This window comes from Rhodococcus sp. 06-1474-1B, assembly GCF_002258885.1.
Classification (GTDB): Bacteria; Actinomycetota; Actinomycetes; order Mycobacteriales; family Mycobacteriaceae; genus Rhodococcoides; species Rhodococcoides fascians.
In genome coordinates this window covers 1-21,954 of the sequence record NZ_NOYR01000011.1, presented here as the reverse complement: position 1 = coordinate 21,954, position 21,954 = coordinate 1, and the positions used below count along the sequence as shown (strand labels likewise).

Sequence of the window (21,954 nt, the reverse complement as noted above, 5' to 3'; positions counted from 1 at the left end):
CTCCCGCAACACCTCTCGCCAACTGGCCTGCGACTGTGTTCTCACCGCGATCGTCATGGACGAGAACGGCAACCCGTTGAACCTCGCCCGCACCGCCCGGACCGTCACCGCGAAACAGAAACGTGCGTTGACTGCCCGCGATCACGGTTGCGCGTTCCCGGGCTGCGGAAAACCCGCCGCCTGGACCGAAGGTCACCACATCTGGCACTGGGCCGACGGCGGACCCACCGACATGAACAACCTCGTCCTCCTGTGCGGATTCCACCACCGACTCATCCACCACTCCGATTGGGAAGTGTTCATCGGCACCGATCAGCACCCCTGGTTCGTACCGCCGGCATCCGTCGACCCCTACCGACAACCGAGACAATCCCACGCCCGAGCAGGCCCCCACATCGCATAGGCCCCTCGAACGCACACCAGCCCCGCACCGAGAACACGGTGCGGGGCTGGAAGAGATTGTCCGACTAATCGATTGGAGTCGATCAGGCTCTCAGTCGTTGGCGTGCAACGCAGCGTTCAGCTCGACGCCGGTGCCCTTCCACGGCACAACCTCGACCGCACCCGAGAGCGAGTTACGACGGAACAGGAGGTTGGACTTGCCGCTCAGCGTCGCCGCCTTCACCACGGTTCCATCCGGTCCGCTGACCTTCGTTCCGGCGGTGATGTACAGCCCCGCCTCGACGACGCAGTCGTCACCGAGTGAAATGCCGAGTCCGGAGTTGGCACCGAGCAGGCAGCTCTTGCCGACGGAGATGACGTTCTTGCCGCCACCGGACAGCGTGCCCATGATCGACGCACCGCCGCCCACGTCGGAGCCGTCACCCACCACGACGCCCGCGGAGATGCGTCCCTCGACCATCGAGTTACCGAGCGTGCCTGCATTGAAGTTGACGAAGCCCTCGTGCATGACCGTCGTTCCACTGGCCAGATGAGCACCGAGGCGCACACGGTCGGCGTCGGCGATGCGGACGCCGGTGGGAACGACGTAATCGACCAGACGCGGGAACTTGTCCACGCCGTACACCGTCACCTGGCCGCGGGCACGTAGCTTCGCACGCACAGTCTCGAAGCCCTCGACCGCTGCGGGTCCGAAGTTGGTCCAGACGACGTTGGCGAGCAGTCCGAACAGTCCGTCGAGATTCTGACCGTGCGGCTCGACCAGGCGATGCGACAGCAGATGCAGTCGTAGGTACGCGTCGTGGGCGTCGATCGGAGCATCGTCCAGAGATGCGATGTTGGTGCGCACTGCGACGACCTCGACGCCGCGCGCCTCGTCCGCACCGACCAGCGCGGCCAGCTCCGCGGGGATGTCAGATCCTTCGAGCCGAGTCGTGCCGGCCTCGAGTCCCGACCCGAGCTCCGGGCTCGGAAACCAGGTGTCGAGAACTACGCCCGACGTCGTGATGTTGGCAATACCTACTGCTGTTGCTCCCTGTGCACTCACGGCTCGAAGAATACGCGGTGGTGCGTCGTGCGTGGTTCGGTGACTGGGCGCCGCAGGTTCCCCGGTGATTTCCGGGCACACCGACCGGCGGTAGTCGCCGGTTCGGTCACGACGGCGGTTCGTTATCCGTTCGACTGACGAGCGTGACCACATCGGGATTCGCGGAGACCGGCCCGGGGCCGGTGGGCTGACAGAGTGACGACAATGACCACCCGCAGGGTTTCGCTCGGAAGAGGAGCAGTGTCGATGATGGCCGACGGGATGTCGTTCACCGGGTTGGTGGCAACCTTCGCTTCGACCATCATTCTCGGAGTCGCTTTCGGCTTGGTTGTCGCCGAGGCATGGTAGAAATGCCCATCGGCTGACAGGGGGTCGCCGTAGGCGGGGGATTCCATGAGTTCGAGCAGGTCAATAGCTATGCGTTCGATAATCTCGGTGGTCGCTGCAACACTCCTGGCGGTGACCGGTGTGGTAGCCGGTTCCGGTACCGCAGCCGCCGCACCCAACTGCGCCGGCGTCGGCGGGAAGTCGGCAGAGGTCGCGAAAATTCCTGGGGCTGCGCTGGAGGGCCTTGCCGTCGATGGGTCGGGCCGCGCGTATGTCACCGATATCGTCTCGGGCCGGGTGTACCGCATCGACGCACCTGGACAGCCCGCGTATCCCATTGCGAAGGTTCCCAGCGGCGGCGGCGGAGCTCTGGCGTGGATGCCCGACGGGACGCTCCTGGTCGGCTACGGTGCCGATCCCCGTGTATTCGTCGGAGACGTCGTCAAGGCCGCCGGCATCGTTCGACTCGACATCGACACCCTTGCCGCCACTCCCTTTGCGAAGGGACTCAGTGCTGCCAATGGACTCGCCGTTGCTGCGGACGGAACCGTCTACGCCACCAACGACTTCGGTTCGCTCATCGGCCGAATCAGCCCCGACGGTTCTGTCGACCCGAGCTGGGCGCGCTTGCCGAGCGCCAACGGCGCGGTGCTCGATGCCGCTGGGAAATATCTCTACGTCTCTCGGACGTTCGTGAACGCGGGCGTCAGTCGAATCCCGATTGCGAATCCGTCGGCACCGGAAGACCTGCTCGATCTGAAGGGGCTCGATTCGTTGGCTGCCCCGGACGGTCTCACTCTCGACGCCGCCGGCCGTCCGGTGGTACCGCTCAATGCAGGCGGTTCCGTCGTCCGCATCGATGCTCCGGGGGTCACCTGCGTGATCGGTACCGGCACTCGGTTGACCAGTGTCGTCTCCTACGGTCGCTCCGAGCAGGGGTTTTCGAGCGGAAGATTGTTCGGCGCAGGCTTCGACGGCGTGGTCCGCGAGATTCCGGGGCCCAAAGCCTAGGGTTGTCGCCGTGACGCTCGATTTGCATGCCGACCCGATAGACCTCACCGCAGCGCTGGTGGACATCCCCAGCGTCAGTGAGGACGAGTCGCGTATCGCCGACGAGGTGGAGCAGGCACTCCGTGAGCAGACCACGGGCTTCGAGATAATTCGGAGCGGCAACGCCGTCCTGGCCAGAACCAACCGCGGGCTGGGTTCACGGGTGATGCTCGCCGGTCATCTCGACACCGTGCCGATTGCCGACAACGTCCCGTCGCGGCGCGAGCACGAGAGCGCCGAGGGGGACATCCTGCACGGCTGCGGGACCGTCGACATGAAGTCGGGCGATGCGGTGTTTCTTCACCTCGCCGCGACGATCGACAACCCGGCACACGACCTGACTCTGGTGTTCTACGACTGCGAAGAGATTGCTGCCTCACGCAACGGTCTCGGTCGCATCGAACGTGAGCTACCCGAATGGCTGAACGCCGATGTGGCGATTCTGGGCGAACCGTCCGGAGGGTTCATCGAAGCCGGTTGTCAAGGCACACTGCGTGTTCGGCTGACGGCGTCGGGAACCCGAGCGCACAGTGCCCGATCCTGGTTGGGCGACAACGCCATTCACAAGTTCGGTGCGGTGCTCAATCGGCTGGCGGCCTACCACGCTCGTAGCGTCGATATCGACGGATGCGTATATCGCGAAGGGCTGCAAGCAGTTCGGATCGCCGGAGGGGTGGCGGGCAACGTCGTCCCCGATGCCGCCGAGCTCGACGTCAATTTCCGCTTCGCACCGGACCGCAGTGTCGACGAGGCCGTCGAGCATGTCCGTGAGGTGGTCGACGGACTCGATCTCGGATTCGAGGTGACCGACTCGTCACCGGGTGCGCTGCCCGGGCTGAACCAGCCTGCTGCCGCTGCCCTCATCGAGGCAGCGGGTGGACAGTTCCGGGCCAAGTACGGCTGGACCGACGTCTCCCGGTTCTCCGCCCTCGGCATACCCGCAGTCAACTACGGACCGGGCGATCCCAACCTCGCCCACAAGCGCGACGAGCGCGTCCCGGTCGAACAGATCACCCACGTCACACAGGTTCTACGGAGCTACCTCTCCGCCGGATAGCCTGAACGCCATGAACAGCGTCGACGACCCAGGTAGTTACGAACAGATCGGCAGCGAAAAGCCCGCCAAACACAAGGGATCCGTCGTACTTCGCCGCGGTCGAAACACCGAGACGTCCACGTCGGACCAACGATTGCTCGACGAACGCGGATCCGGCAATTGGATCCACTCGGACACCTGGCGCGTGCTGCGCATTCAGAGCGAATTCGTCGAAGGTTTCGGTGCTCTGGCCGAGGTGCCGCGAGCGGTGACGGTGTTCGGTTCGGCGCGCACACCCGTCGACCATCCCGAATACGAGCGGGCGCGTGAACTCGGAGCTGCCCTGGCGCGTGAAGGCTTCGCCGTGATCACCGGCGGCGGTCCCGGTGTGATGGAGGGCGCGAACCGCGGCGCGAGCGAGGCCGACGGGTACTCCATCGGACTGGGCATCGAGCTGCCGTTCGAGCAGGGCCTCAACGACTGGGTCGATCTCGGTGTCAACTTTCGATACTTCTTCGTACGCAAGACCATGTTCGTCAAGTACTCCCAAGCGTTCGTGTGCCTGCCCGGAGGCTTCGGTACTCTCGACGAACTCTTCGAGGCGCTCACACTCGTGCAGACCGCGAAGGTCACACGATTCCCGATCGTGTTGCTGGGCAAGGACTTCTGGTCGGGATTGCTCGACTGGATCAAGACCACTCTCGTGAAAGAAGGCAAGGTGTCCGAGAAGGACCTCGACCTCATCCATTGCACCGACAGCGTCGACGAGGCCGTCCGCATCGTCCGGGAGGCCCAGCAGTGAGCGTGCAGCCGGTCGGCGTTTCGGGGATCAGCGTGTGTGTCTACTGCGCATCGGGACCGGTCGACGCGTCGTTCATCGATCTGGCGCGTGAGGTCGGTACCGAGATCGGTCGACGTGGTTGGCAGCTGGTGTCGGGCGGCGGCAACGTCTCGATGATGGGCGCGGTGGCCGCGGCGACACGCGCAGCCGGAGGCAACACCGTCGGTGTCATCCCGAAAGCGCTCGTGCACCGCGAGGTCGCCGACGTCGATGCCGACGAGTTGATCGTCACCGACACGATGCGTGAGCGGAAGAAGATCATGGAGGACCGAGCCGACGCGTTCATCACGTTGCCCGGCGGCATCGGAACGCTCGAAGAACTCTTCGAGACGTGGACGGCCGGCTATCTGGGCATGCACAGCAAGCCGATGGTGATGCTCGATCCGTTCGGGCACTTCGACGGCCTGATGCAGTGGATCGACGGTCTGAGCTCCACCGGGTTCGTGCAGCAACGAGCGCTCGACGCGCTCGTGCGCACCACTTCTGTCGACGAGGCCCTGGACGTGTGCGGCGCGTTGTGAAAGTTCACCAACCGAGCCCGCCTGACGAAGTGCTGGAAGTTGTTACTCTCTAGTAGGGTTAGTTATCTCACATCGTCTCAAAGGGGAGCTCATGGCTGTCGATGCCCGTCAGAAAATCGGAGTGACCGACCTCGCGGTCGCGTTGCCGAAAATGGTGACGGAGGTGCCGAGCCTGCTCAAGGGGCTGGCGGGCTTCACCCGCAAGCCCGACCACAAGGTCTCCATCGGACTGATTTTCCAGGACGCGGCAGCCAAGAACAGCAGTCGACCGTTCGTCCGTTTCGAGGGTGAGTCGATCTCCTACAAGGACGCGAACGCGCTGGTCAATCAGTACGCCGCAGTGTTCACCGACCGGGGGGTCGTACGCGGCGACGTCGTCGGTGTGCTGAGCAAGAACCGCCCCGAGGCGCTGTTCGCGGCGCTGGCTGCCGTGAAGCTCGGTGCCACCGCAGGCATGCTCAACTACAACCAGCGCGGCGACGTGCTCGAGCACAGCCTCGGAATTCTCGAAGCGAAGGTGCTGGTCCTCGACGAGAACGCGCAGGAAGCACTGGATTCTCTGGACAACGAGCCCAAGGTCGGGTCGGTGTTGCCGCTGAAGGAGCTCGGCGAGTTGGCCGCGAAGGCGTCGACGGCCAACCCGTCGGTCACCGCGGAGATCCAGGCCAAGGAGAAGGCGTTCTACATCTTCACCTCGGGAACGACGGGCATGCCCAAGGCCAGCCTGATGAGCCACTTCCGTTGGCTCAAGTCGATGTCGGGCCTGGGCAACATGGGCGTGCGACTGCGCGGCGACGACGTCATCTACTGCTGCCTTCCGCTCTATCACAACAACGCGCTGACGGTGACGCTGTCCTCGGTGCTCGCCGGCGGCGCGACGATGGCCATCGGTAAGCAGTTCTCGGTGAGCAACTTCTGGGAAGACATTCGCGTCAACAAGGCCACGGCGTTCACCTACATCGGTGAGCTCTGCCGGTACCTGCTCACGCAGCCGAAGAAGGATTCCGACCGGGACAACTCGGTCAAGCTGATCGTCGGGAACGGACTGCGACCGGAGATCTGGGAGGAGTTCACCGAGCGTTTCGGTATCTCCCGCGTCGCGGAGTTCTACGGTGCCAGCGAATGCAACATCGCCTTCATCAACGCACTGAACATGAAGAAGACCGCCGGAATCTGCCCGTTGCCGTATGCCGTGGTGCAGTACGACGAAGAGTCGGGCAAGGCCAAGCGCGGCCACGACGGCAAGCTCCGCAAGGTCGGTAACGGTGAAGTGGGCCTGCTGCTGTCCAAGATCACCGACCGGGCACCGTTCGACGGGTATTCCGACGACAAGGCCACCGAGAAGAAGATGGTGCGCGACGGGTTCAAGGACGGTGACGCGTGGTTCGACACCGGCGACCTCGTTCGCAAGCAGGGCTGGATGCACGTCGCATTCGTCGACCGGCTGGGAGACACTTTCCGCTGGAAGGGCGAGAACGTCGCCACGACCCAGGTCGAGGGTGCACTCGGTAGCCACCCGGCAGTGGACGGTGCCGTCGTCTACGGCGTCGATATTGAGGGTGCCGACGGCAAGGCCGGTATGGCTGCGGTGACCCTGCGCGACGGTGAGTCCTTCGACGGCAAGTCGTTCGCCGAGCACCTCTACGACAAGCTGCCGACGTACGCGGTGCCGCTGTTCGTACGCATCGTCGACAGCCTCGAGCAGACCTCGACGTTCAAGAGCCAGAAGGTCGCTCTACGCAAGCTGGGGTTCCAGGAAGACGGTGACAGCGAACTCCACGTGCTGCGCGGCAAGTCCGGTGGCTACGAGAAGTTCTACGACGGCTACGTCGACGAGGTTGCCGCAGGCAAGGCCCCCAAGGGATAGGGCCGGTTCCCGCCGATCGGGTGCGGTGAAATCTGCGTGCCACTATTGATTTCATGAGCACCCTCTGTGGCAAACCGGTCGCCGACGATCGCGCGTTGGTCATGGCGATCGTCAATCGCACCCCCGACTCGTTCTACGACGGGGGCGCGAATTTTTCCGACGATGCAGCGATGGCGTCCGTGCACAGGGCTGTCGCCGAGGGTGCCGACATGGTCGATATCGGCGGCGTCAAAGCAGGCCCCGGTGACCTCGTCGACGCGGCGGAGGAGATCCGCCGCGTCGTGCCGTTCGTCGAGGCGATCCGGGATGCCTATCCGGATCTGTTGATCAGTGTCGACACCTGGCGTAGCGAGGTTGCTCGCCTGGCCTGCGGTGTGGGAGCCGATCTGATCAACGACACCTGGGCCGGAGCCGATCCCGAGTTGGTGCGCGTCGCTGCTGCCGAGGGAGTCGGGATCGTCTGCTCGCACACCGGCGGTGCCGTTCCGCGGACCCGTCCGCACCGGGTTCGGTACACCGACGTCGTGGCCGATGTGATCGCGGAAGTCACCGCAGCTGCCGACAATGCCGTCGCGGAGGGGGTGAAGAAAGATTCGATTCTGATCGATCCGACCCACGATTTCGGGAAAAACACCTATCACGGACTCGAGTTGTTGCGTCGCGTGGACGTTCTTGTAAACACCGGGTGGCCTGTGCTCATGGCGCTGAGCAACAAGGACTTCGTAGGCGAGACTCTAGGGGTAGAGCTCGCCGACCGGTTGGAGGGAACATTGGCAGCGACAGCATTGGCCGCAGCAGGCGGAGCCCGGATGTTCCGGGTGCACGAGGTTGCGTCGACCAGAAGAGTCGTCGACATGGTGGCAGCGATCCAGGGACGACGAACCCCGGCGCGGACGGTCAGGGGGCTGGCATGACACTGGCCGATCGAACGGACGTGACCCGAATGTGGTCCGAGACCAACAGCTGGGACACCCCCGAATGGACCATCGCCGAGCTCGAGGCCGCCAAGGCGGGCCGCACGGTGTCCGTGGTGCTTCCGGCGCTGAACGAGGAACAGACGGTGGCTGCCGTCATCGACACCATCCACCCGTTGCTCGGTGGCCTCGTCGACGAACTGATCGTGCTCGACTCGGGCTCGACCGACGAGACGGCGGTGCGCGCGAGAGCGGCCGGTGCCCGTGTCATCAGTCGCGAGGAGGCAGTACCGGGGCTCGATCCGGTACCGGGCAAGGGCGAGGTGCTGTGGCGATCGGTCGCGGCGTCGACGGGTGACCTCATCGCCTTCGTCGATTCCGATCTGATCAATCCCGACCCCGCGTTCGTGCCGAAACTGCTCGGACCTCTGCTGATGGGCGACGGCATTCATCTCGTCAAGGGCTACTACCGACGTCCACTTCGCGTCAGTGGCACCGAGGACGCCAACGGCGGTGGACGCGTCACCGAGTTGGTGGCTCGACCCTTGCTCGCGGCGCTGCGCCCGGAGTTGACCGGCGTGATCCAGCCGCTGGGCGGGGAGTACGCGGGCACTCGCGAGTTGTTGTCGGCGGTGCCGTTCGCGCCCGGTTACGGGGTGGAGATCGGCCTGCTTCTCGACACGTACGACCGGCTCGGTCTGCAGGCCATCGGACAGGTGAACCTGGGAGTGCGAAAGCATCGCAATCGGCCGCTTGTCGAACTCGGGGCGATGAGTCGGCAGATCGTCGGAACGATGCTCAATCGGTGCGGCATGGTCGATTCCGGTGCCGGACTGATGCAGTTCCGCGTGGCAGGGGATTCGTTCGAGCCGTTCTCGACCGAAGTGTCGTTGGCCGATCGACCGGCGATGAACTCGCTGATCTGACCGACCACCAGGTGCGTCCGGCCGACGTGTCGGACAGCCGTGACAAGATCGTGGCATGTTGACGCTGTTGATCTACATCATCGTCATTGCAGTCGTCGCTGCGGCGTTGTTCTTCATCGCCGCAGCGGTGTTCGGTCGCGGTGAAGAGCTGGGGCCGTTGCCCGAGGGAACCACCGCAACAGTGCTGCCGGCCGAAGGAGTCACTGGTGCCGATGTGCGCGCGTTGAAGTTCCAGCAGACGTTGCGGGGTTACAAGCCCAGCGAAGTCGACTGGGCTCTCGAGCGCCTGGGCGGCGAGATAGACATGCTGCGGTCACGGCTGTCCGCGGCGCAGGAGTCAGGTTCTCGATCCCCGCTGTCGGGGCAGCCCGGCAGTGCGGGCTTCACGGATAGTTCTGGCCTCACCGACAGTGCCGGCCTCACGGATAGTTCGGGCGTCACAGGCACGGTCGAGTCGGACGAACGGTGAGCGCAGTCGCGGGGCCGGACGGCAAGCTGCGCTGCCCGTGGGGTGCCACCGACGACGAGCTGTATCGCACCTATCACGACACGGAGTGGGGGCAGCCGCTGCACGGCCGCAATGAGCTCTACGAGCGCCTGTGTCTGGAAGCGTTTCAGTCGGGCCTGGCGTGGATCACGATCCTGCGCAAGCGGGAAAGCTTCCGCACTGCTTTCGCCGGATTCGATCCCGACGCAGTGGCCCGCTTCGACGACGCCGATGTGGAGCGATTGATGAGCGACGCGTCGATCGTGCGGAATCGGCTCAAGATCGAGGCGGCGGTGAGCAACGCTCGCGCGATCGTCGACCTCGACGACACCGATCTCGACACTCTGCTGTGGTCTTTCGCGCCGGAGCCCAGGTCACAGCGGCTCACGGAGTTCACCGACGTGCCCGCGTCGACACCCGAATCGACGGCGTTGGCCAAAGAGCTCAAACGCCGCGGGCTACGGTTCGTCGGTCCGACTACCGCCTACGCATTGATGCAGGCCACCGGAATGGTCGACGATCACCTGTCGAGGTGTTGGGTGCAGGTCACGAATACCGACTCAGGTTCCCCCCATCGACGGCGATAGGGAAGAATGGCACAGGACACTCCGTCGCCCCGCGACGAATTTATCTTTTAGGCCGAGGCGCCGAGCAGGTGGGCGCAGATCTGGAGGGAGCAGAGGATGGCGGCGATGAAGCCCCGGACCGGGGACGGTCCCCTCGAAGCAACCAAAGAGGGACGAGGAATCGTCATGCGTGTCCCGCTCGAGGGGGGCGGCCGTTTGGTCGTCGAATTGACCCCCGACGAGGCCGCGGCACTCGGTGACGAACTGAAGGGCGTCACCGGCTGATCGCCACGTCGATCGATCATCGCTCAGCCCCGCTCGCCGCACCGGCCAGCGGGGCTTTGTGTTGTCATCAGCAGGGTTGTCATCAGCGGTGTTGTGATCGGCAGGTCGTTTCCGGGGGAGTGCCGGAGAATCTGTCTCGATACGAAAGAGGTGCTCGATGCTGACCGACGTCGTCGATCTGCTGGTCTGCCCACAGTGCCGCGTCCGTGAGGTCGAGTCAGGCCTGGGCCTCGGGGAGAGCGATCGGAGTCTGTGGTGCGATCGTGGTCATTCGTTCGACGTGGCTCGGCAGGGGTACGTCAGCCTGTTGACAGGCGACGGCGGCAAGTTCGCCGGTGATTCGGCCGAGATGGTCACAGCCCGTGAGAAGTTCCTCGGTGGCGGTCATTTCGAGCCCATCGCGGCGGCGGTGTCGGCGGCTGTTCCGCCCGAGTCGGACGTGGTCCTCGATGTCGGGGTCGGCACCGGGTATTACCTCGCAGGTGTCCTGGACGCGCGTCCGGCCGCGCTGGGGGTCGGGGTGGACGTGTCCAAGTTCGCGGCGCGCCGAGCCGCGCGGTCGCATCCGCGGCTCGGGTGCGTCGTCGCGGACATCTGGAGCGGGCTACCGATTCGGGCGGGTGCCGTGTCTGCGGTGACGTGTGTGTTCTCGCCGCGCAACGCCGGTGAACTGCATCGAGTTCTCGGCGACGACGGCACGTTGGTGGTCGTCACGCCGACGTCGCGGCATCAGCGAGAACTGCGCGGGCCGCTGGGGCTGATCGGCGTCGACGAGGACAAGACCCGTCGGCTCGGTGCGTCGTTGTCGGGTCTCTTCGAGTCGGTGGCCGAGACCCCGCTCGAGTACTCGATGATGCTCTCGCACAACGACATCGAGGAACTCATCGGTATGGGGCCGTCGATTCGGCACGGTGACCCCCACGCGCGGTCCGCGGCGTTGAAGGATTTGCCCGACACCGTCCCGGTCACCGCGTCGGTGACGGTGTCGACCTACCGAAAGATCTCTCAGCCCCGACGCGCCAGCGCGTCGTTGTAGACGGCGAGGGTCTGTTTCGCGATCGACGCCCACGAGAATTCGGCAACGGCCCGCTCGCGGCCGGCCTTCCCCATCGCCGTCGCCAGTGCGGGGTCGAGAGCGACCTCGTTGACGGTGTCGGCGAGGGTTCGCTCGAAGACGTCGGGCTCGTACGAGTTGTAGTGCACCAGCCGTCCGGTGCGGCCGTCGTCGACGACCTCGGGGATGCCGCCGACGTCCGACGCCACGACCGCGGTTTCGCAGGCCATTGCCTCCAGGTTGACGATGCCGAGCGGCTCGTACACCGATGGGCAGACGAATACCGCTGCGGCAGAGAGGATCTGGCGAATCTTGTCGGTGGGGAGCATGTCCTTGACCCAGAAGACCCCGCTGCGTTGCTCGGCCAATAACGCCACTGCGCGTTCGGTTTCTGCGGCGATCTCCGGAGTGTCGGGCGCGCCTGCGCACAGGACGAGCTGAATCGACGGATCGAAGTGGTGCGCCGCAGCGATGAGGTGACCCACGCCCTTCTGCCGGGTGATGCGGCCGACGAACGCGACGATCGGCTTGCTGGGATCCACCCCGATCTCGTCGAGAGTCGACGTGCCATGATCTGCGTACCACCGCTCGGTGTCGATCCCGTTGCGCACCACGTGGACTCGACTCGGGTCGAGGCGCGGATAAGCGTCGAGCACGTCCTTGGCCATGCCCTCGCTGACGGCGATGACGGCGTCGGCGTATTCCACCGCGTTCTTTTCCGACCACGACGAGATGCGGTAACCGCCGCCCAGCTGCTCGGCCTTCCACGGCCGACGCGGCTCGAGCGAGTGCGCGGTGAGAATATGCGGAACTCCGTACAGCTCGGCCGCGAGGTGGCCGGCGAGCCCGGTATACCAGGTGTGCGAATGCACCACGTCCGCTCCCGCTGCCGCGTTGGCCATCCGCAGCTCCGCCGACAATGTCGTCAGTGCTGCGTTGGCTCCGGCGAGTGCAGGATCGGGATCGTGCACCTGTGCGGTGTCGCGCGGAGCTCCCATGCAGTGGATGTCCACCTCGCACAGCGACTTCAGCTGCGCGGTCAACTCCGTGACATGAACTCCTGCGCCACCGTAGATCTCCGGCGGGTATTCCTTGGTCATCATCGCTACTCGCACGTGAACGAACCTACATTCCCCGGCAGTTGTGCGTGTACTGGTAGCAAGGTTCTCTCGGTGCGGATAGGTTGGGTGGGTGAGGACACAACCGCACGTACTAGGGATTGTGCTTGCCGGCGGAGAGGGTAAGCGCCTTTACCCGATGACCGCGGACCGAGCCAAGCCAGCCGTTCCCTTCGGGGGCGCCTACCGACTCATCGACTTCGTGTTGAGCAATCTCGTGAATGCCGGTTACCTCCGGCTCTGCGTGCTGACTCAGTACAAGTCCCATTCCCTGGACCGCCACATCTCGCAGACGTGGCGACTGTCCGGTTTCGCCGGGGAGTACATCACTCCGGTCCCGGCACAGCAGCGTCTCGGCCCCCGGTGGTACACCGGCAGCGCCGACGCCATCTTCCAGTCGCTGAACCTGGTGTACGACGAGGACCCCGAGTACATCGTCGTCTTCGGTGCCGACCACGTGTACCGAATGGATCCGGAGCAGATGGTGCAGCAGCACATCGACTCCGGAGCGGGCGTCACCGTCGCGGGTATCCGGGTTCCACGTAGCGAGGCATTCGCGTTCGGCTGCATCGACTCGGACGAGAACGGCAAGATCACCCAGTTCCTGGAGAAGCCGGCGCAGCCGCCCGGTACCCCCGACGACCCGGACGTCACATACGCCTCGATGGGCAACTACGTGTTCACCACCAAGGTGCTCGTCGATGCCATCAAGGCGGACTCCGAGAACTCCGACTCCGACCACGACATGGGCGGCGACATCATCCCGGCGCTCGTCGAAGCAGGCGTGGCCTCGGTCTACGACTTCAACGACAACGTCGTTCCCGGTGCCACCGAACGCGATCGCGGCTACTGGCGAGACGTCGGCACCATCGACGCCTTCTACGACGCCCACATGGACCTCGTGTCGGTGCATCCCATCTTCAATCTCTACAACCGCCGCTGGCCCATCCGCGGATCGGCCGAGAATCTGCCGCCCGCCAAGTTCGTCCAGGGCGGCCTCGCTCAGGAATCCGTCGTCGGTGCCGGCTGCATTCTCAGCGCCGCCACCGTCCGAAACTCGGTACTGAGCTCGAACGTCATGATCGACAGCGGCGCGACCGTCGAAGGCAGCGTCCTGATGCCCGGAGTCCGGATCGGCAAGGGTGCCGTCGTTCGGCACGCGATCCTGGACAAGAACGTCGTCGTCGGTGACGGCGAAATCGTCGGAGTCGATCTCGAACGCGACCGGGAACGCTTCAACGTCAGTGCCGGGGGAGTCGTCTCCGTCGGCAAGGGCGTCTGGATCTAGAGCAGAGCCTGCGGCATGTGAGTGGAAGTTCGTAGCGTGCTACGAATTTCCACTCACATGGTCATGCGCGCGACGCGCAGATCAACCCGTCGCCCAGAGGGAGCAGCACCGTCGTCAGGCGCTCGTCCTCGGCGATGGCACGCGCGGCCGATCGAACGGCCACCGCAGTCGCGTCGCGCTGAGTCGGGTCGGCAACCCGGCCACCCAGCAATGCGTTGTGCAGCACCAGAACTCCGCCGGGGCGTAGCAGCCGCACGCTCTCGGCGACGAAGTGTGGATGGTCCGCAGGGCTGGCGTCGATGAAGACCAGATCGTAGGTGTCATCGGCCAATCGGGGGAGTACGTCCAAGGCCCAGCCGTTGATGAGCCGAGTGCGGGACGGCGCAATACCCCCTGCCCGGAATGCTTCTCGCGCTGCCCGCTGGTGTTCGGGCTCGGTGTCGATGGTGGTCAGTACACCGTCCGCTCGCATCCCGTCGAGCAACCACAGGCCGCTGATTCCCGCGCCCGTTCCGATTTCGACGACCGTCTTCGCGCCGAGCATCTGAGTGAAGATGCTCAGGATGGCACCGACGGACGGCGGCACCGGAGCGGCACCGAGGTCGACGGCTCGCTCTCTGGCTGCGATCAGAACCTCGTCCTCCTGAGCGGAGTCTTCGGCATAAGCGAGCATCTTCTCGGCGTTGGTCGGCACGTCCCGAGGTTATCGTGCCCGGGGCTCGATCTCACGCACACATTCTCAGGTCGGCCTCAGGTGATTCATACCGGACCCACACGCGGGTCGGTCAGGCTATGGAGGAATCGCAGGTCCGTCTCGATTGCGAAGTGTGAGCTGGAACATCCGAGGGTAGTCGTCGGTTGAATCAGAAGGACGTACGCAGTCCTGAGCAGGAGGATCCAACTATTTACAAGATCAACGGCGATCGCGACATCGCTCGTCTACCCGAGTCCGTGCCCACCCCCGACGACCTCAGCGGCACCGCAGTGTTCGATGCGACCGGCGAGAACTCCACCATGCCGTCCTGGGACGAGCTCGTTCGCGAACACGGCGACCGCGTCTACCGACTCGCGTACCGCCTCTCCGGCAATGCCCAGGACGCCGAGGACCTGACTCAGGACACCTTCATCCGCGTGTTCCGCTCCCTGTCGAACTACCAGCCGGGAACGTTCGAGGGCTGGCTGCACCGCATCACGACCAACCTGTTCCTCGACATGGTTCGTCGCCGCAGCCGTATCCGCATGGAAGCACTGCCCGAGGACTACGACCGCGTTCCGTCGGACCGGCCCAACCCCGAGCAGATCTACCACGACGCTCGCCTCGACCCGGATCTGCAGTCTGCGCTCGATTCGCTGGCACCCGAGTTTCGCGCCGCAATCGTGTTGTGCGACATCGAAGGACTGTCGTACGAAGAGATCGGTGCGACACTGGGCGTCAAGCTCGGAACGGTTCGTAGTCGCATTCACCGTGGCCGTCACGCGCTACGGGAGTACCTTCGAGTGCACGGGAAGGTCGACTCGGGTCACGCAAGTGTCCACTAGCTACGAGGAGGGTTGGATGACGCAGGCACGCAAGCCTCGGCAATTCAGCTCCACCGAACATCTGGCCAGTGAAGCCGTCGCAGCCTACGTCGATGGTGAACTACGAATGCCCGCTCACCTCCGCGCCGCTCACCACCTCTCCGAATGCCCGGAATGCTCGGCCGAGGTCGAGGCGCAGCAGCAGGCTCGTCGTGCGCTCCGCGGAGCAGGCGAGATGTCGATGCCACATTCGCTCCTCGGTTTGCTGAGCCAGATTCCGTCCTGTGCAGGCGAAGACGGGCCCGCTCGATCCAAGCGGTCGTTCATGGCGTCCGTCGAGGCCGTGCGCCGTCGTCGACGCTGACCGCCGCGTTTTCTGCCCGACGAGTCCTCACCTGCATCGAGCTGCCCCGACCGCTCGAGTGATACTGAACTCTCACACCGACGTATGCGAGGGGTAACCGGACGCGTGACATCGAATTCGACCAGCACCGAGACCGCAGGCACAGCAGACGAGGGTCCACGGTTGCCGCCGCGTCCGGTCCATCGACCCACCGTCGATCCGGTGTCGGCCTCGGTGTTCGGACGTCCCGATGACGTCGGCGGTTCGTTCTCCCCACGTCGCCCCGACGAACAACTGCCTTCCCGGCTGTCGGTCCGGCCGCCGGACCCCGTCCTGGCCGAGGCTTTCGGACGTCCCGACGACGCCACCGAGTCATTGCAGCGCGACCCCGACGCCGTCGACGAGTCCGACGCCGGCCCCCAGGTTCCGGCCGATCCGTGGCGTGATCCCGCGTCCCGAGTGTCGCTGGGCGGCGCGGCCCTCGACACCCCACCACCTCCTGTGCTCCCTCCTGGAACCAAGCTCGGTGTGCGCGACGTCTTGTTCGGGCGATCGGTATCCGTGCGGGCGCTCGTCGTACTCGGTGTCGTTGCCCTCGTCATCGGCTTGGTCGGTGGACTGTTCGGCCGCCTGACCGCCGAAGTGACCGGCGCACTGACCAGCCAGAAAGTGACACTGACCCAGTCCAGTGGCGACGACGTCCCACGCGGCCAGATCAGCAAGGTGGCCGACGCGGTCCTGCCGTCGGTCGTCTCCATTCAGGTGACCCTCGGCGAGACCGGAGGCACCGGCTCGGGCGTCGTGATCGACGCCGACGAGGGCTACATCGTCACGAACAACCACGTGATCTCGCTCGCCGCATCCGACGAGGACAAGTCGACCCTCGAAGTCACCTTCTCCGACGGCACCAAAGTGCCCGGACGCATCGTCGGCCGCGACACCAAGACCGACCTCGCCGTGCTCAAGACCGACGTCGGCAACCTCACCGAGGCTCAGCTCGGACGCTCCGACGACGTCCGCGTCGGCCAGGACGTCATCGCCGTCGGGTCGCCGCTCGGCCTGAACAAGACGGTCACCTCGGGCATCGTCAGTGCGCTCGACCGCCCCGTCGCGCTGTCGGGGGAGGGCACCGACACCAACGCCGTCATCGACGCGGTACAGACCGACGCAGCCATCAACCCGGGTAACTCCGGTGGCCCCCTCATCGACTTCGAAGGTCGCGTCATCGGCATCAACTCCGCCATCCGAAGCGAGAGCGGCGGATCGGTGGGACTGGGCTTCGCGATACCCGTCGACGAGGTCACCGAGGTGGCGCAGGCCCTGATTCGGGACGGCGTCATGCGGCACCCGGATTTCGGGATCAACGCGCGTTCGGTGATCAACGAAACCTCGGCCGGCGCAGAAGTCGCCAACGTCCGGGCCGGTGGGCCGGCCCAGCAAGCCGGAATCGTCGAAGGGGACGTCATCACCAAGGTCGGCGACCGCTCGGTGGGGGACGCGGACGAGCTCGTCGTCGCGGTGCAGGAAACCACGATCGGCCAGGCGGTGCCGGTGCAACTCGTCCGCTCCGGACGGCTGGTGGACCTGTCCGTCACGCCGGTTTCCGACTGACGACGTAGGCTGGCACCCGTGTTCGGCAACATCGGTTGGGGAGAGCTCGTCATTCTCCTCGTAGCAGCTCTGGTCATCCTCGGCCCGGATCGTCTCCCCGGTGCCATCAGCTGGGTGTCGAAGTCCCTCCGCCAGGTCAAGGACTACGCCAACGGCGCGAGCCAACAACTCAAGGACGAGCTCGGCACCGACTTCGAGGACCTGCGTAAGCCCCTCGCCGACCTCAACCAGCTCCGCGGCATGACACCGCGAGCCGTGATCACCAAACACCTGCTCGACGGCGACGACTCGGTCTTCAAGAACCCGCTGGACGACACCTTCAAAGGCAAGCCCTTCGACACCAAGCCGAAGAACATGGGCGGACCGACGCCGCAGAACGGCGCTCCTCAGGGTGGAGTGTCGATGAGCAAGAACGAGCCGAAACTCGCGGCCGGCGATACCCCGCCCATCGACGCGGACGCCACGTAGGCATAGCCCCAACCGGCCCGACGAACCACCCAGTCTGCAGGCTGCGCCCGCCCGACCGCTGCGCCCCCCGTCGGATGAATGTGGAATTCAGTCGCTCTGAGTGCAACAAAGGCGCATTGATCCGCGGCGGGGCGGGCGGCGGGAGCGGGCGGGCCAGTGGCTAGAGCACCTTGTTCAGGAAGTCCTGGGTGCGTGGGTTCTGTGGATTCCCGAACAGCTCGTCGGGTGTTCCCTCTTCGACGATGACGCCCTCGGCCATGAAGATCACTCGATCCGCGACCTCACGCGCGAAGCCCATTTCGTGGGTGACGACCACCATCGTCATACCGCCCTTGGCGAGGTCGCGCAGTACCTGCAGAACTTCGCCGACCATTTCGGGGTCCAGGGCGCTGGTGGCTTCGTCGAACAGCATGATCGACGGGTTCATGGCCAGTGCTCGCGCGATGGCGACGCGCTGCTTCTGTCCACCGGAGAGGTTGGCCGGCTTGTAATCGGCCCGCTCGGACAGTCCTACCTGTTCGAGCAGCTGCAGGGCAGCGTCCTTGGCCTGCGACTTCGACATCTTCTTGGTCTCGACGGGTGCGAGCATGACGTTTTCGAGGGCTGTCATGTGTGGGAAGAGGTTGAAGTGTTGGAACACCATGCCGATGTTCTGGCGCACCTTGTCCAGGTCCACGTTCTTCGCCGTCAGGTCGGTTCCGTCGACGACGACCGATCCGGCGGTGATGTCTTCCAGCTTGTTCAGGCAGCGTAGGAACGTGCTCTTGCCGGAGCCGGACGGCCCGATCACGCAGACCACTTCACCGTTGGCGATCTCGGCGTCGATGCCCTTGAGAACCGTGTTGTCGCCGAACGCCTTCTGCAGGGCCTTGATCGAGATCTTCGTTCCCGGACCTTTGTCGACCGGCAGGTCCTTGGTCAGTTCGGTGCTCATTTGTTGATCCTCTTCTCGAGCCGGTTCGACAGCTTGGTGAGAGCCATGATGATGATGAAGTACAGGACGCCGACGATGAGCCACATGTTGAACGACTCGAAGTTGCGAGCGATGATCAGACGACCGGTCTGCGTCAGCTCGGCGAGGCCGATGACCGAGAGCAGCGAGGTGTCCTTGAGCGTGATGACGAACTGATTGATGTACGACGGGATCATCGTGCGAATTGCCTGGGGCATCACCACTTTTCGCATCGACTTGAGGTAGCTGATGCCGAGGCTGCGCGACGCCTCCATCTGGCCCTTGTCGACGGCGAGGATGCCGCCGCGGACGATCTCGGCCATGTACGCACCGGCGTTGAGCGAGAGTGTGATGATGCCTGCGGTGAACGCGGACATCTGGAAGTTCAGTGCCGCGGGTACGCCGAAGTAGATGAAGAATGCCTGCACCAGAAGCGGTGTGCCACGGAAGATGTCGACGTAGGTGGTTCCGATGCCGCGGAGCACGATGTTGGTCGAGACGCGAAACAGGCCGAAGATGCCGCCGAGTACCAACGCGATGGCGATGGAGATGACGGTCAGCACGATCGTGAGCCACAGACCCTTGAGCAGCAACTGCCAGCTGCTGGCGATCAGGCCGGGGATCGAGGTGTCGGCGGTGGACGCGTCGGCGTTGAGGTAGGTGTCGAGAATTTCGTCGTACTGGCCGTTGGCGCGCAGGTTTTCGAGGCCGGTGTTGAACTGGTCGAGCAACTGGGCGTTGGTGCCCTTGGCGACGGCGAATCCGTAACTGGCACCGGCTTCCTTCTCGGTGACCGTCTTGAAGCCGTTGCCCTGGGTGATGCCGTAGGCGAGCACCGGGTAGTCCTCGAAGGCCGCTGCGGAGTTTCCGGTGCGCACTTCCTCGAACATGGTCGCGGAGTCGTCGAAGCTGCGGATGGTGAAGCCGTACTGATCGGCGATCGACGTCGCGAACGTCGCACCCTCGGTGCCGTTCTTGACCGCGACCGACTTACCGCGCAGGTCTTCGTAGCCCTTGATCTCGTCGTTCGAATCCAGAATCGCCATCTGGACACCGGAATCGAAGTACGGATCGGAGAAGTCGAAGGTGGCCTTGCGCTCGTCGGTGATCGACATGCCGGCGATCATTCCGTTGAACTGGCCGCTGGTGACGCCCTGAAGTGCGGTGTCGAAACCGACCTGTTCGACGGTGTAGTCGAAGCCCTGGTCGACGGCGATGGCCGCGAGCAGGTCCATGTCGATTCCGACGAGTTTGCCTGTCTCGTCCTGGAATTCGAAGGGCGCGAACGTGGTGTCTGTCGCGATCGAGTAATTCTGGGCAGGCGGGGCAGGTTGTGCCGACGCCAGCCCGGGACCGAGTACGGATCCCAGCAGGGTCATCAGCAGTGCGATCAGTACCGGAACGACGACCGGCCTGACCCGATGCGGCTTCTTCATGAAGGCCACTCTCTATCGACAGTAGGATTGAAGGCAAATCATAAGGCTCCAACCCTGTCTCCCGCGTCGTTTGTCGGGTATAAGCGCCTGCCTTACAGTTTCCGGGTCGTGTCGATTCCCAGCGACATTCCCACCAGTCCGCGCTCGCGTACCGCAAGCTTTGCGGCGACCGACTCGAGTGCTTGTGCTGCAGGCGAATTCGGGTCGCTCAGTACAATCGGCGTGCCGGCGTCGCCGCCCTCGCGGACGGCGGTGTCGAGCGGAATCTGGCCCAGCAGAGGCACCTTTGCACCCACGGCCTTGGTGAGGCGATCCGATACGTCCTGTCCGCCACCGGATCCGAAAATATCCATGCGGGTACCGTCGGGCAGCTCGAGCCAAGACATGTTCTCCACGACGCCCGCGACGCGCTGACGCGTCTGCAGTGCGATCGCTCCGGCGCGCTCGGCGACCTCGGCAGCGGCTTGCTGCGGGGTGGTGACCACGAGGATCTCTGCGTTCGGAATCAGTTGTGCGACAGAGATTGCCACGTCGCCGGTGCCGGGCGGAAGATCGAGGAGGAGCACGTCCAGGTCGCCCCAGAACACGTCGGCGAGGAATTGCTGCAAGGCCCGGTGCAGCATGGGTCCGCGCCAGACGACCGGGGTGTTGCCCTCGGTGAACTGAGCGATCGAGATGAACTTCACGCCATGCGCCTGCGGCGGCATGATCATCTTCTCCACCTGCGTGGGTCGCGCGTCGTTGCCGAGCATGCGGGGAACGGAATGGCCGTAGATGTCGGCGTCGAGCACACCCACCGACAGGCCGCGGGCGGACAGGGACGCGGCAAGGTTGACCGTCACGCTGGACTTACCCACGCCGCCCTTGCCCGACGCCACCGCGTACACGCGCGTCAGCGATCCGGGTTGCGCGAAGGGAATGACCGGCTCGGCGGAATCGCCGCGCAGGGACTTGCGCAGTGCGGTGCGTTGCTCGTCGTTCATCACGTCGAGTTCGACCGTCACGGTGCCCACACCCTCGACGTCGGCGACGGCGTTCTTCACGCGATCGCTGATCTCGGTCTTCATCGGGCAACCGGAGGTCGTCAAGTAGATGCCGACGCCGACGGCTCCGTCGGCGGCGATGTCGATGCTCTTGACCATGCCGAGGTCGGTGATGGGTTTACGGATCTCGGGGTCGATGACCTTCGTCAGCGCGGTCCGAACGTCGGATTCGGTCAGTACAGCCATTGCTTCATGCTAGGCGGTGCGCCGACTCCCGATGAACAGCAGGGCAGCTCGATCTAGTGCTGCGTTGAATTCAGTGAATCCGCGGCAGCTGGTCCGAGGAGGGCACGATGCCGGTGGCGTAACCGGCCGACCATGCGAGCACGTTCGCCACGTAGGCCATCGAATTGTTGTAGCGCAGGATTGCTCGGGTGGTCGAGGCCAGGTCGCGGGCGTTGGTGCCGTCGTCGCACAGGTACATACCGGTGGCCAGGGCCGCGTCGTACAGGTTCTGTGGGTCGGAGACTCCGTCGCCGTTGCCGTCGGCGTGGTAGAGGTTCCACGTAGAGGGCAGGAATTGCATCGGGCCGACTGCGCGGTCGTACTGGGTGTCGCCGTCGAGCGCGCCGCCGTCGGTGTCACGAATCACCTGATTGCCGGCGAGGGTGCCGTTGAGAACCGGCCCGAGAATGGGCTCGTGCAGTTCGCCCGAGTCGTCGACCTTGCCGTTGTTGGCGTGGGTGGACTCGACGCGGCCGATGCCGGCGATGACGGTCCAGCTGATGCCGCAGCCGGGCTGCTGCTGGGCCAGGATGCGCTCGGCGTTCTTGTAGGCGGAGACGTTGACGACCGGGATCGCGATGGGGCTGACAGCAAGGTTGGTGGGCAGCTCGGGTGTGGGCGGGATCTCGGG

The 21,954-nt window shown here is 64.7% G+C and carries 25 protein-coding genes; 18 read left to right on the top strand and 7 right to left on the bottom strand.

Annotated elements, in window-relative coordinates:
* Positions 1–403, top strand: a 403-nt coding sequence (locus CH266_RS03210; protein ID WP_141214476.1) for an HNH endonuclease signature motif containing protein, incomplete at its 5' end; no start/stop codon positions are given.
* Positions 404–493: 90 nt separating this feature from the next.
* Here CH266_RS03210 and dapD read toward each other — a convergent pair.
* A complete protein-coding gene (dapD, locus tag CH266_RS03205; protein ID WP_027498065.1) occupies positions 494–1,447 on the bottom strand; it encodes a 2,3,4,5-tetrahydropyridine-2,6-dicarboxylate N-succinyltransferase in 954 nt (317 codons plus the stop codon).
* A 204-nt stretch (positions 1,448–1,651) separates the two neighbouring features.
* On the opposite strand from dapD, the gene CH266_RS25285 reads away from it, so the two are divergent.
* The 12 genes from CH266_RS25285 (at position 1,652) to CH266_RS03145 (ending at position 11,303) form a co-directional block, all read left to right on the top strand.
* On the top strand, positions 1,652–1,795 hold the full coding sequence (locus CH266_RS25285) for a hypothetical protein (RefSeq protein WP_155289047.1): 144 nt from the start codon (positions 1,652–1,654) through the stop codon (positions 1,793–1,795).
* A 69-nt stretch (positions 1,796–1,864) separates the two neighbouring features.
* The gene (locus CH266_RS03195; protein ID WP_255175824.1) at positions 1,865–2,785 is read left to right on the top strand and encodes an SMP-30/gluconolactonase/LRE family protein; all 921 of its coding nucleotides are present in this window, start codon (positions 1,865–1,867) and stop codon (positions 2,783–2,785) included.
* Positions 2,786–2,795: 10 nt separating this feature from the next.
* Entirely contained in the window at positions 2,796–3,881 is a 1,086-nt protein-coding gene (gene dapE, locus CH266_RS03190) for a succinyl-diaminopimelate desuccinylase (RefSeq protein WP_032369637.1), read from the top strand.
* Between the two features lie 10 nt (positions 3,882–3,891).
* Positions 3,892–4,662 carry a TIGR00730 family Rossman fold protein gene (locus CH266_RS03185; RefSeq protein ID WP_045840749.1) on the top strand — a complete coding sequence of 257 codons (771 nt, stop codon included), beginning with the start codon at positions 3,892–3,894 and terminating at the stop codon, positions 4,660–4,662.
* Positions 4,659–5,222 (top strand): TIGR00730 family Rossman fold protein, encoded by a 564-nt coding sequence (locus CH266_RS03180; RefSeq protein WP_230074810.1) that lies wholly within the window; start codon positions 4,659–4,661, stop codon positions 5,220–5,222. Before CH266_RS03185 ends, CH266_RS03180 begins: the two co-directional genes overlap by 4 nt.
* A 91-nt stretch (positions 5,223–5,313) precedes the next feature.
* A complete protein-coding gene (locus CH266_RS03175; protein ID WP_032383849.1) occupies positions 5,314–7,089 on the top strand; it encodes a long-chain-acyl-CoA synthetase in 1,776 nt (591 codons plus the stop codon).
* A 53-nt stretch (positions 7,090–7,142) separates the two neighbouring features.
* Positions 7,143–8,003, top strand: a complete 861-nt coding sequence (gene folP / locus CH266_RS03170; RefSeq protein ID WP_032383848.1) for a dihydropteroate synthase — start codon at positions 7,143–7,145, stop codon at positions 8,001–8,003.
* Positions 8,000–8,929, top strand: coding sequence for a glucosyl-3-phosphoglycerate synthase (locus CH266_RS03165; protein ID WP_027498057.1), 930 nt, complete (start codon positions 8,000–8,002; stop codon positions 8,927–8,929). Before folP ends, CH266_RS03165 begins: the two co-directional genes overlap by 4 nt.
* A 55-nt stretch (positions 8,930–8,984) precedes the next feature.
* Positions 8,985–9,398, top strand: a complete 414-nt coding sequence (locus CH266_RS03160) for a DivIVA domain-containing protein (RefSeq protein ID WP_052055088.1) — start codon at positions 8,985–8,987, stop codon at positions 9,396–9,398.
* Complete coding sequence (locus CH266_RS03155) at positions 9,395–10,003, top strand: DNA-3-methyladenine glycosylase I (protein WP_032383847.1); 609 nt, start codon at positions 9,395–9,397, stop codon at positions 10,001–10,003. Before CH266_RS03160 ends, CH266_RS03155 begins: the two co-directional genes overlap by 4 nt.
* 96 nt (positions 10,004–10,099) lie before the next feature.
* A complete protein-coding gene (locus CH266_RS03150; protein ID WP_008714277.1) occupies positions 10,100–10,267 on the top strand; it encodes a DUF3117 domain-containing protein in 168 nt (55 codons plus the stop codon).
* Positions 10,268–10,424: 157 nt separating this feature from the next.
* A complete protein-coding gene (locus CH266_RS03145) occupies positions 10,425–11,303 on the top strand; it encodes a putative RNA methyltransferase (protein ID WP_094714702.1) in 879 nt (292 codons plus the stop codon).
* On the opposite strand, the gene glgA is transcribed toward CH266_RS03145, so the two are convergent.
* Positions 11,273–12,436, bottom strand: coding sequence for a glycogen synthase (gene glgA / locus CH266_RS03140; RefSeq protein WP_027498054.1), 1,164 nt, complete (start codon positions 12,434–12,436; stop codon positions 11,273–11,275). The genes CH266_RS03145 and glgA overlap by 31 nt on opposite strands.
* Positions 12,437–12,512: 76 nt before the next feature.
* On the opposite strand from glgA, the gene glgC reads away from it, so the two are divergent.
* Positions 12,513–13,727 carry a glucose-1-phosphate adenylyltransferase gene (glgC, locus tag CH266_RS03135; RefSeq protein ID WP_027498053.1) on the top strand — a complete coding sequence of 405 codons (1,215 nt, stop codon included), beginning with the start codon at positions 12,513–12,515 and terminating at the stop codon, positions 13,725–13,727.
* 61 nt (positions 13,728–13,788) lie between these two features.
* Here glgC and CH266_RS03130 read toward each other — a convergent pair whose 3' ends face one another.
* The gene (locus CH266_RS03130) at positions 13,789–14,400 is read right to left on the bottom strand and encodes an O-methyltransferase (protein ID WP_032365496.1); all 612 of its coding nucleotides are present in this window, start codon (positions 14,398–14,400) and stop codon (positions 13,789–13,791) included.
* A gap of 239 nt (positions 14,401–14,639) precedes the next feature.
* On the opposite strand from CH266_RS03130, the gene sigE reads away from it, so the two are divergent.
* From sigE to tatB, 4 genes are all read left to right on the top strand, one after another.
* Positions 14,640–15,266, top strand: a complete 627-nt coding sequence (gene sigE, locus CH266_RS03125) for an RNA polymerase sigma factor SigE (RefSeq protein ID WP_045840779.1) — start codon at positions 14,640–14,642, stop codon at positions 15,264–15,266.
* Positions 15,267–15,282: 16 nt separating this feature from the next.
* On the top strand, positions 15,283–15,609 hold the full coding sequence (locus CH266_RS03120; protein WP_032365497.1) for a hypothetical protein: 327 nt from the start codon (positions 15,283–15,285) through the stop codon (positions 15,607–15,609).
* 84 nt (positions 15,610–15,693) lie between these two features.
* Positions 15,694–17,199, top strand: a complete 1,506-nt coding sequence (locus tag CH266_RS03115; protein ID WP_094714701.1) for a S1C family serine protease — start codon at positions 15,694–15,696, stop codon at positions 17,197–17,199.
* Positions 17,200–17,217: 18 nt separating this feature from the next.
* Positions 17,218–17,667, top strand: a complete 450-nt coding sequence (tatB, locus tag CH266_RS03110) for a Sec-independent protein translocase protein TatB (protein ID WP_094714700.1) — start codon at positions 17,218–17,220, stop codon at positions 17,665–17,667.
* A gap of 160 nt (positions 17,668–17,827) precedes the next feature.
* On the opposite strand, the gene CH266_RS03105 is transcribed toward tatB, so the two are convergent.
* The 4 genes from CH266_RS03105 to CH266_RS03090 all read right to left on the bottom strand — a co-directional run.
* Positions 17,828–18,601, bottom strand: coding sequence for an amino acid ABC transporter ATP-binding protein (locus tag CH266_RS03105; RefSeq protein WP_045840754.1), 774 nt, complete (start codon positions 18,599–18,601; stop codon positions 17,828–17,830).
* On the bottom strand, positions 18,598–20,055 hold the full coding sequence (locus CH266_RS03100; RefSeq protein WP_032369630.1) for an amino acid ABC transporter substrate-binding protein/permease: 1,458 nt from the start codon (positions 20,053–20,055) through the stop codon (positions 18,598–18,600). Before CH266_RS03100 ends, CH266_RS03105 begins: the two co-directional genes overlap by 4 nt.
* 92 nt (positions 20,056–20,147) lie before the next feature.
* The gene (locus CH266_RS03095) at positions 20,148–21,284 is read right to left on the bottom strand and encodes an Mrp/NBP35 family ATP-binding protein (RefSeq protein WP_094621823.1); all 1,137 of its coding nucleotides are present in this window, start codon (positions 21,282–21,284) and stop codon (positions 20,148–20,150) included.
* Between the two features lie 70 nt (positions 21,285–21,354).
* Positions 21,355–21,954: lytic transglycosylase domain-containing protein (locus CH266_RS03090; protein WP_094714699.1), on the bottom strand; the 600-nt coding region annotated here is incomplete at its 5' end.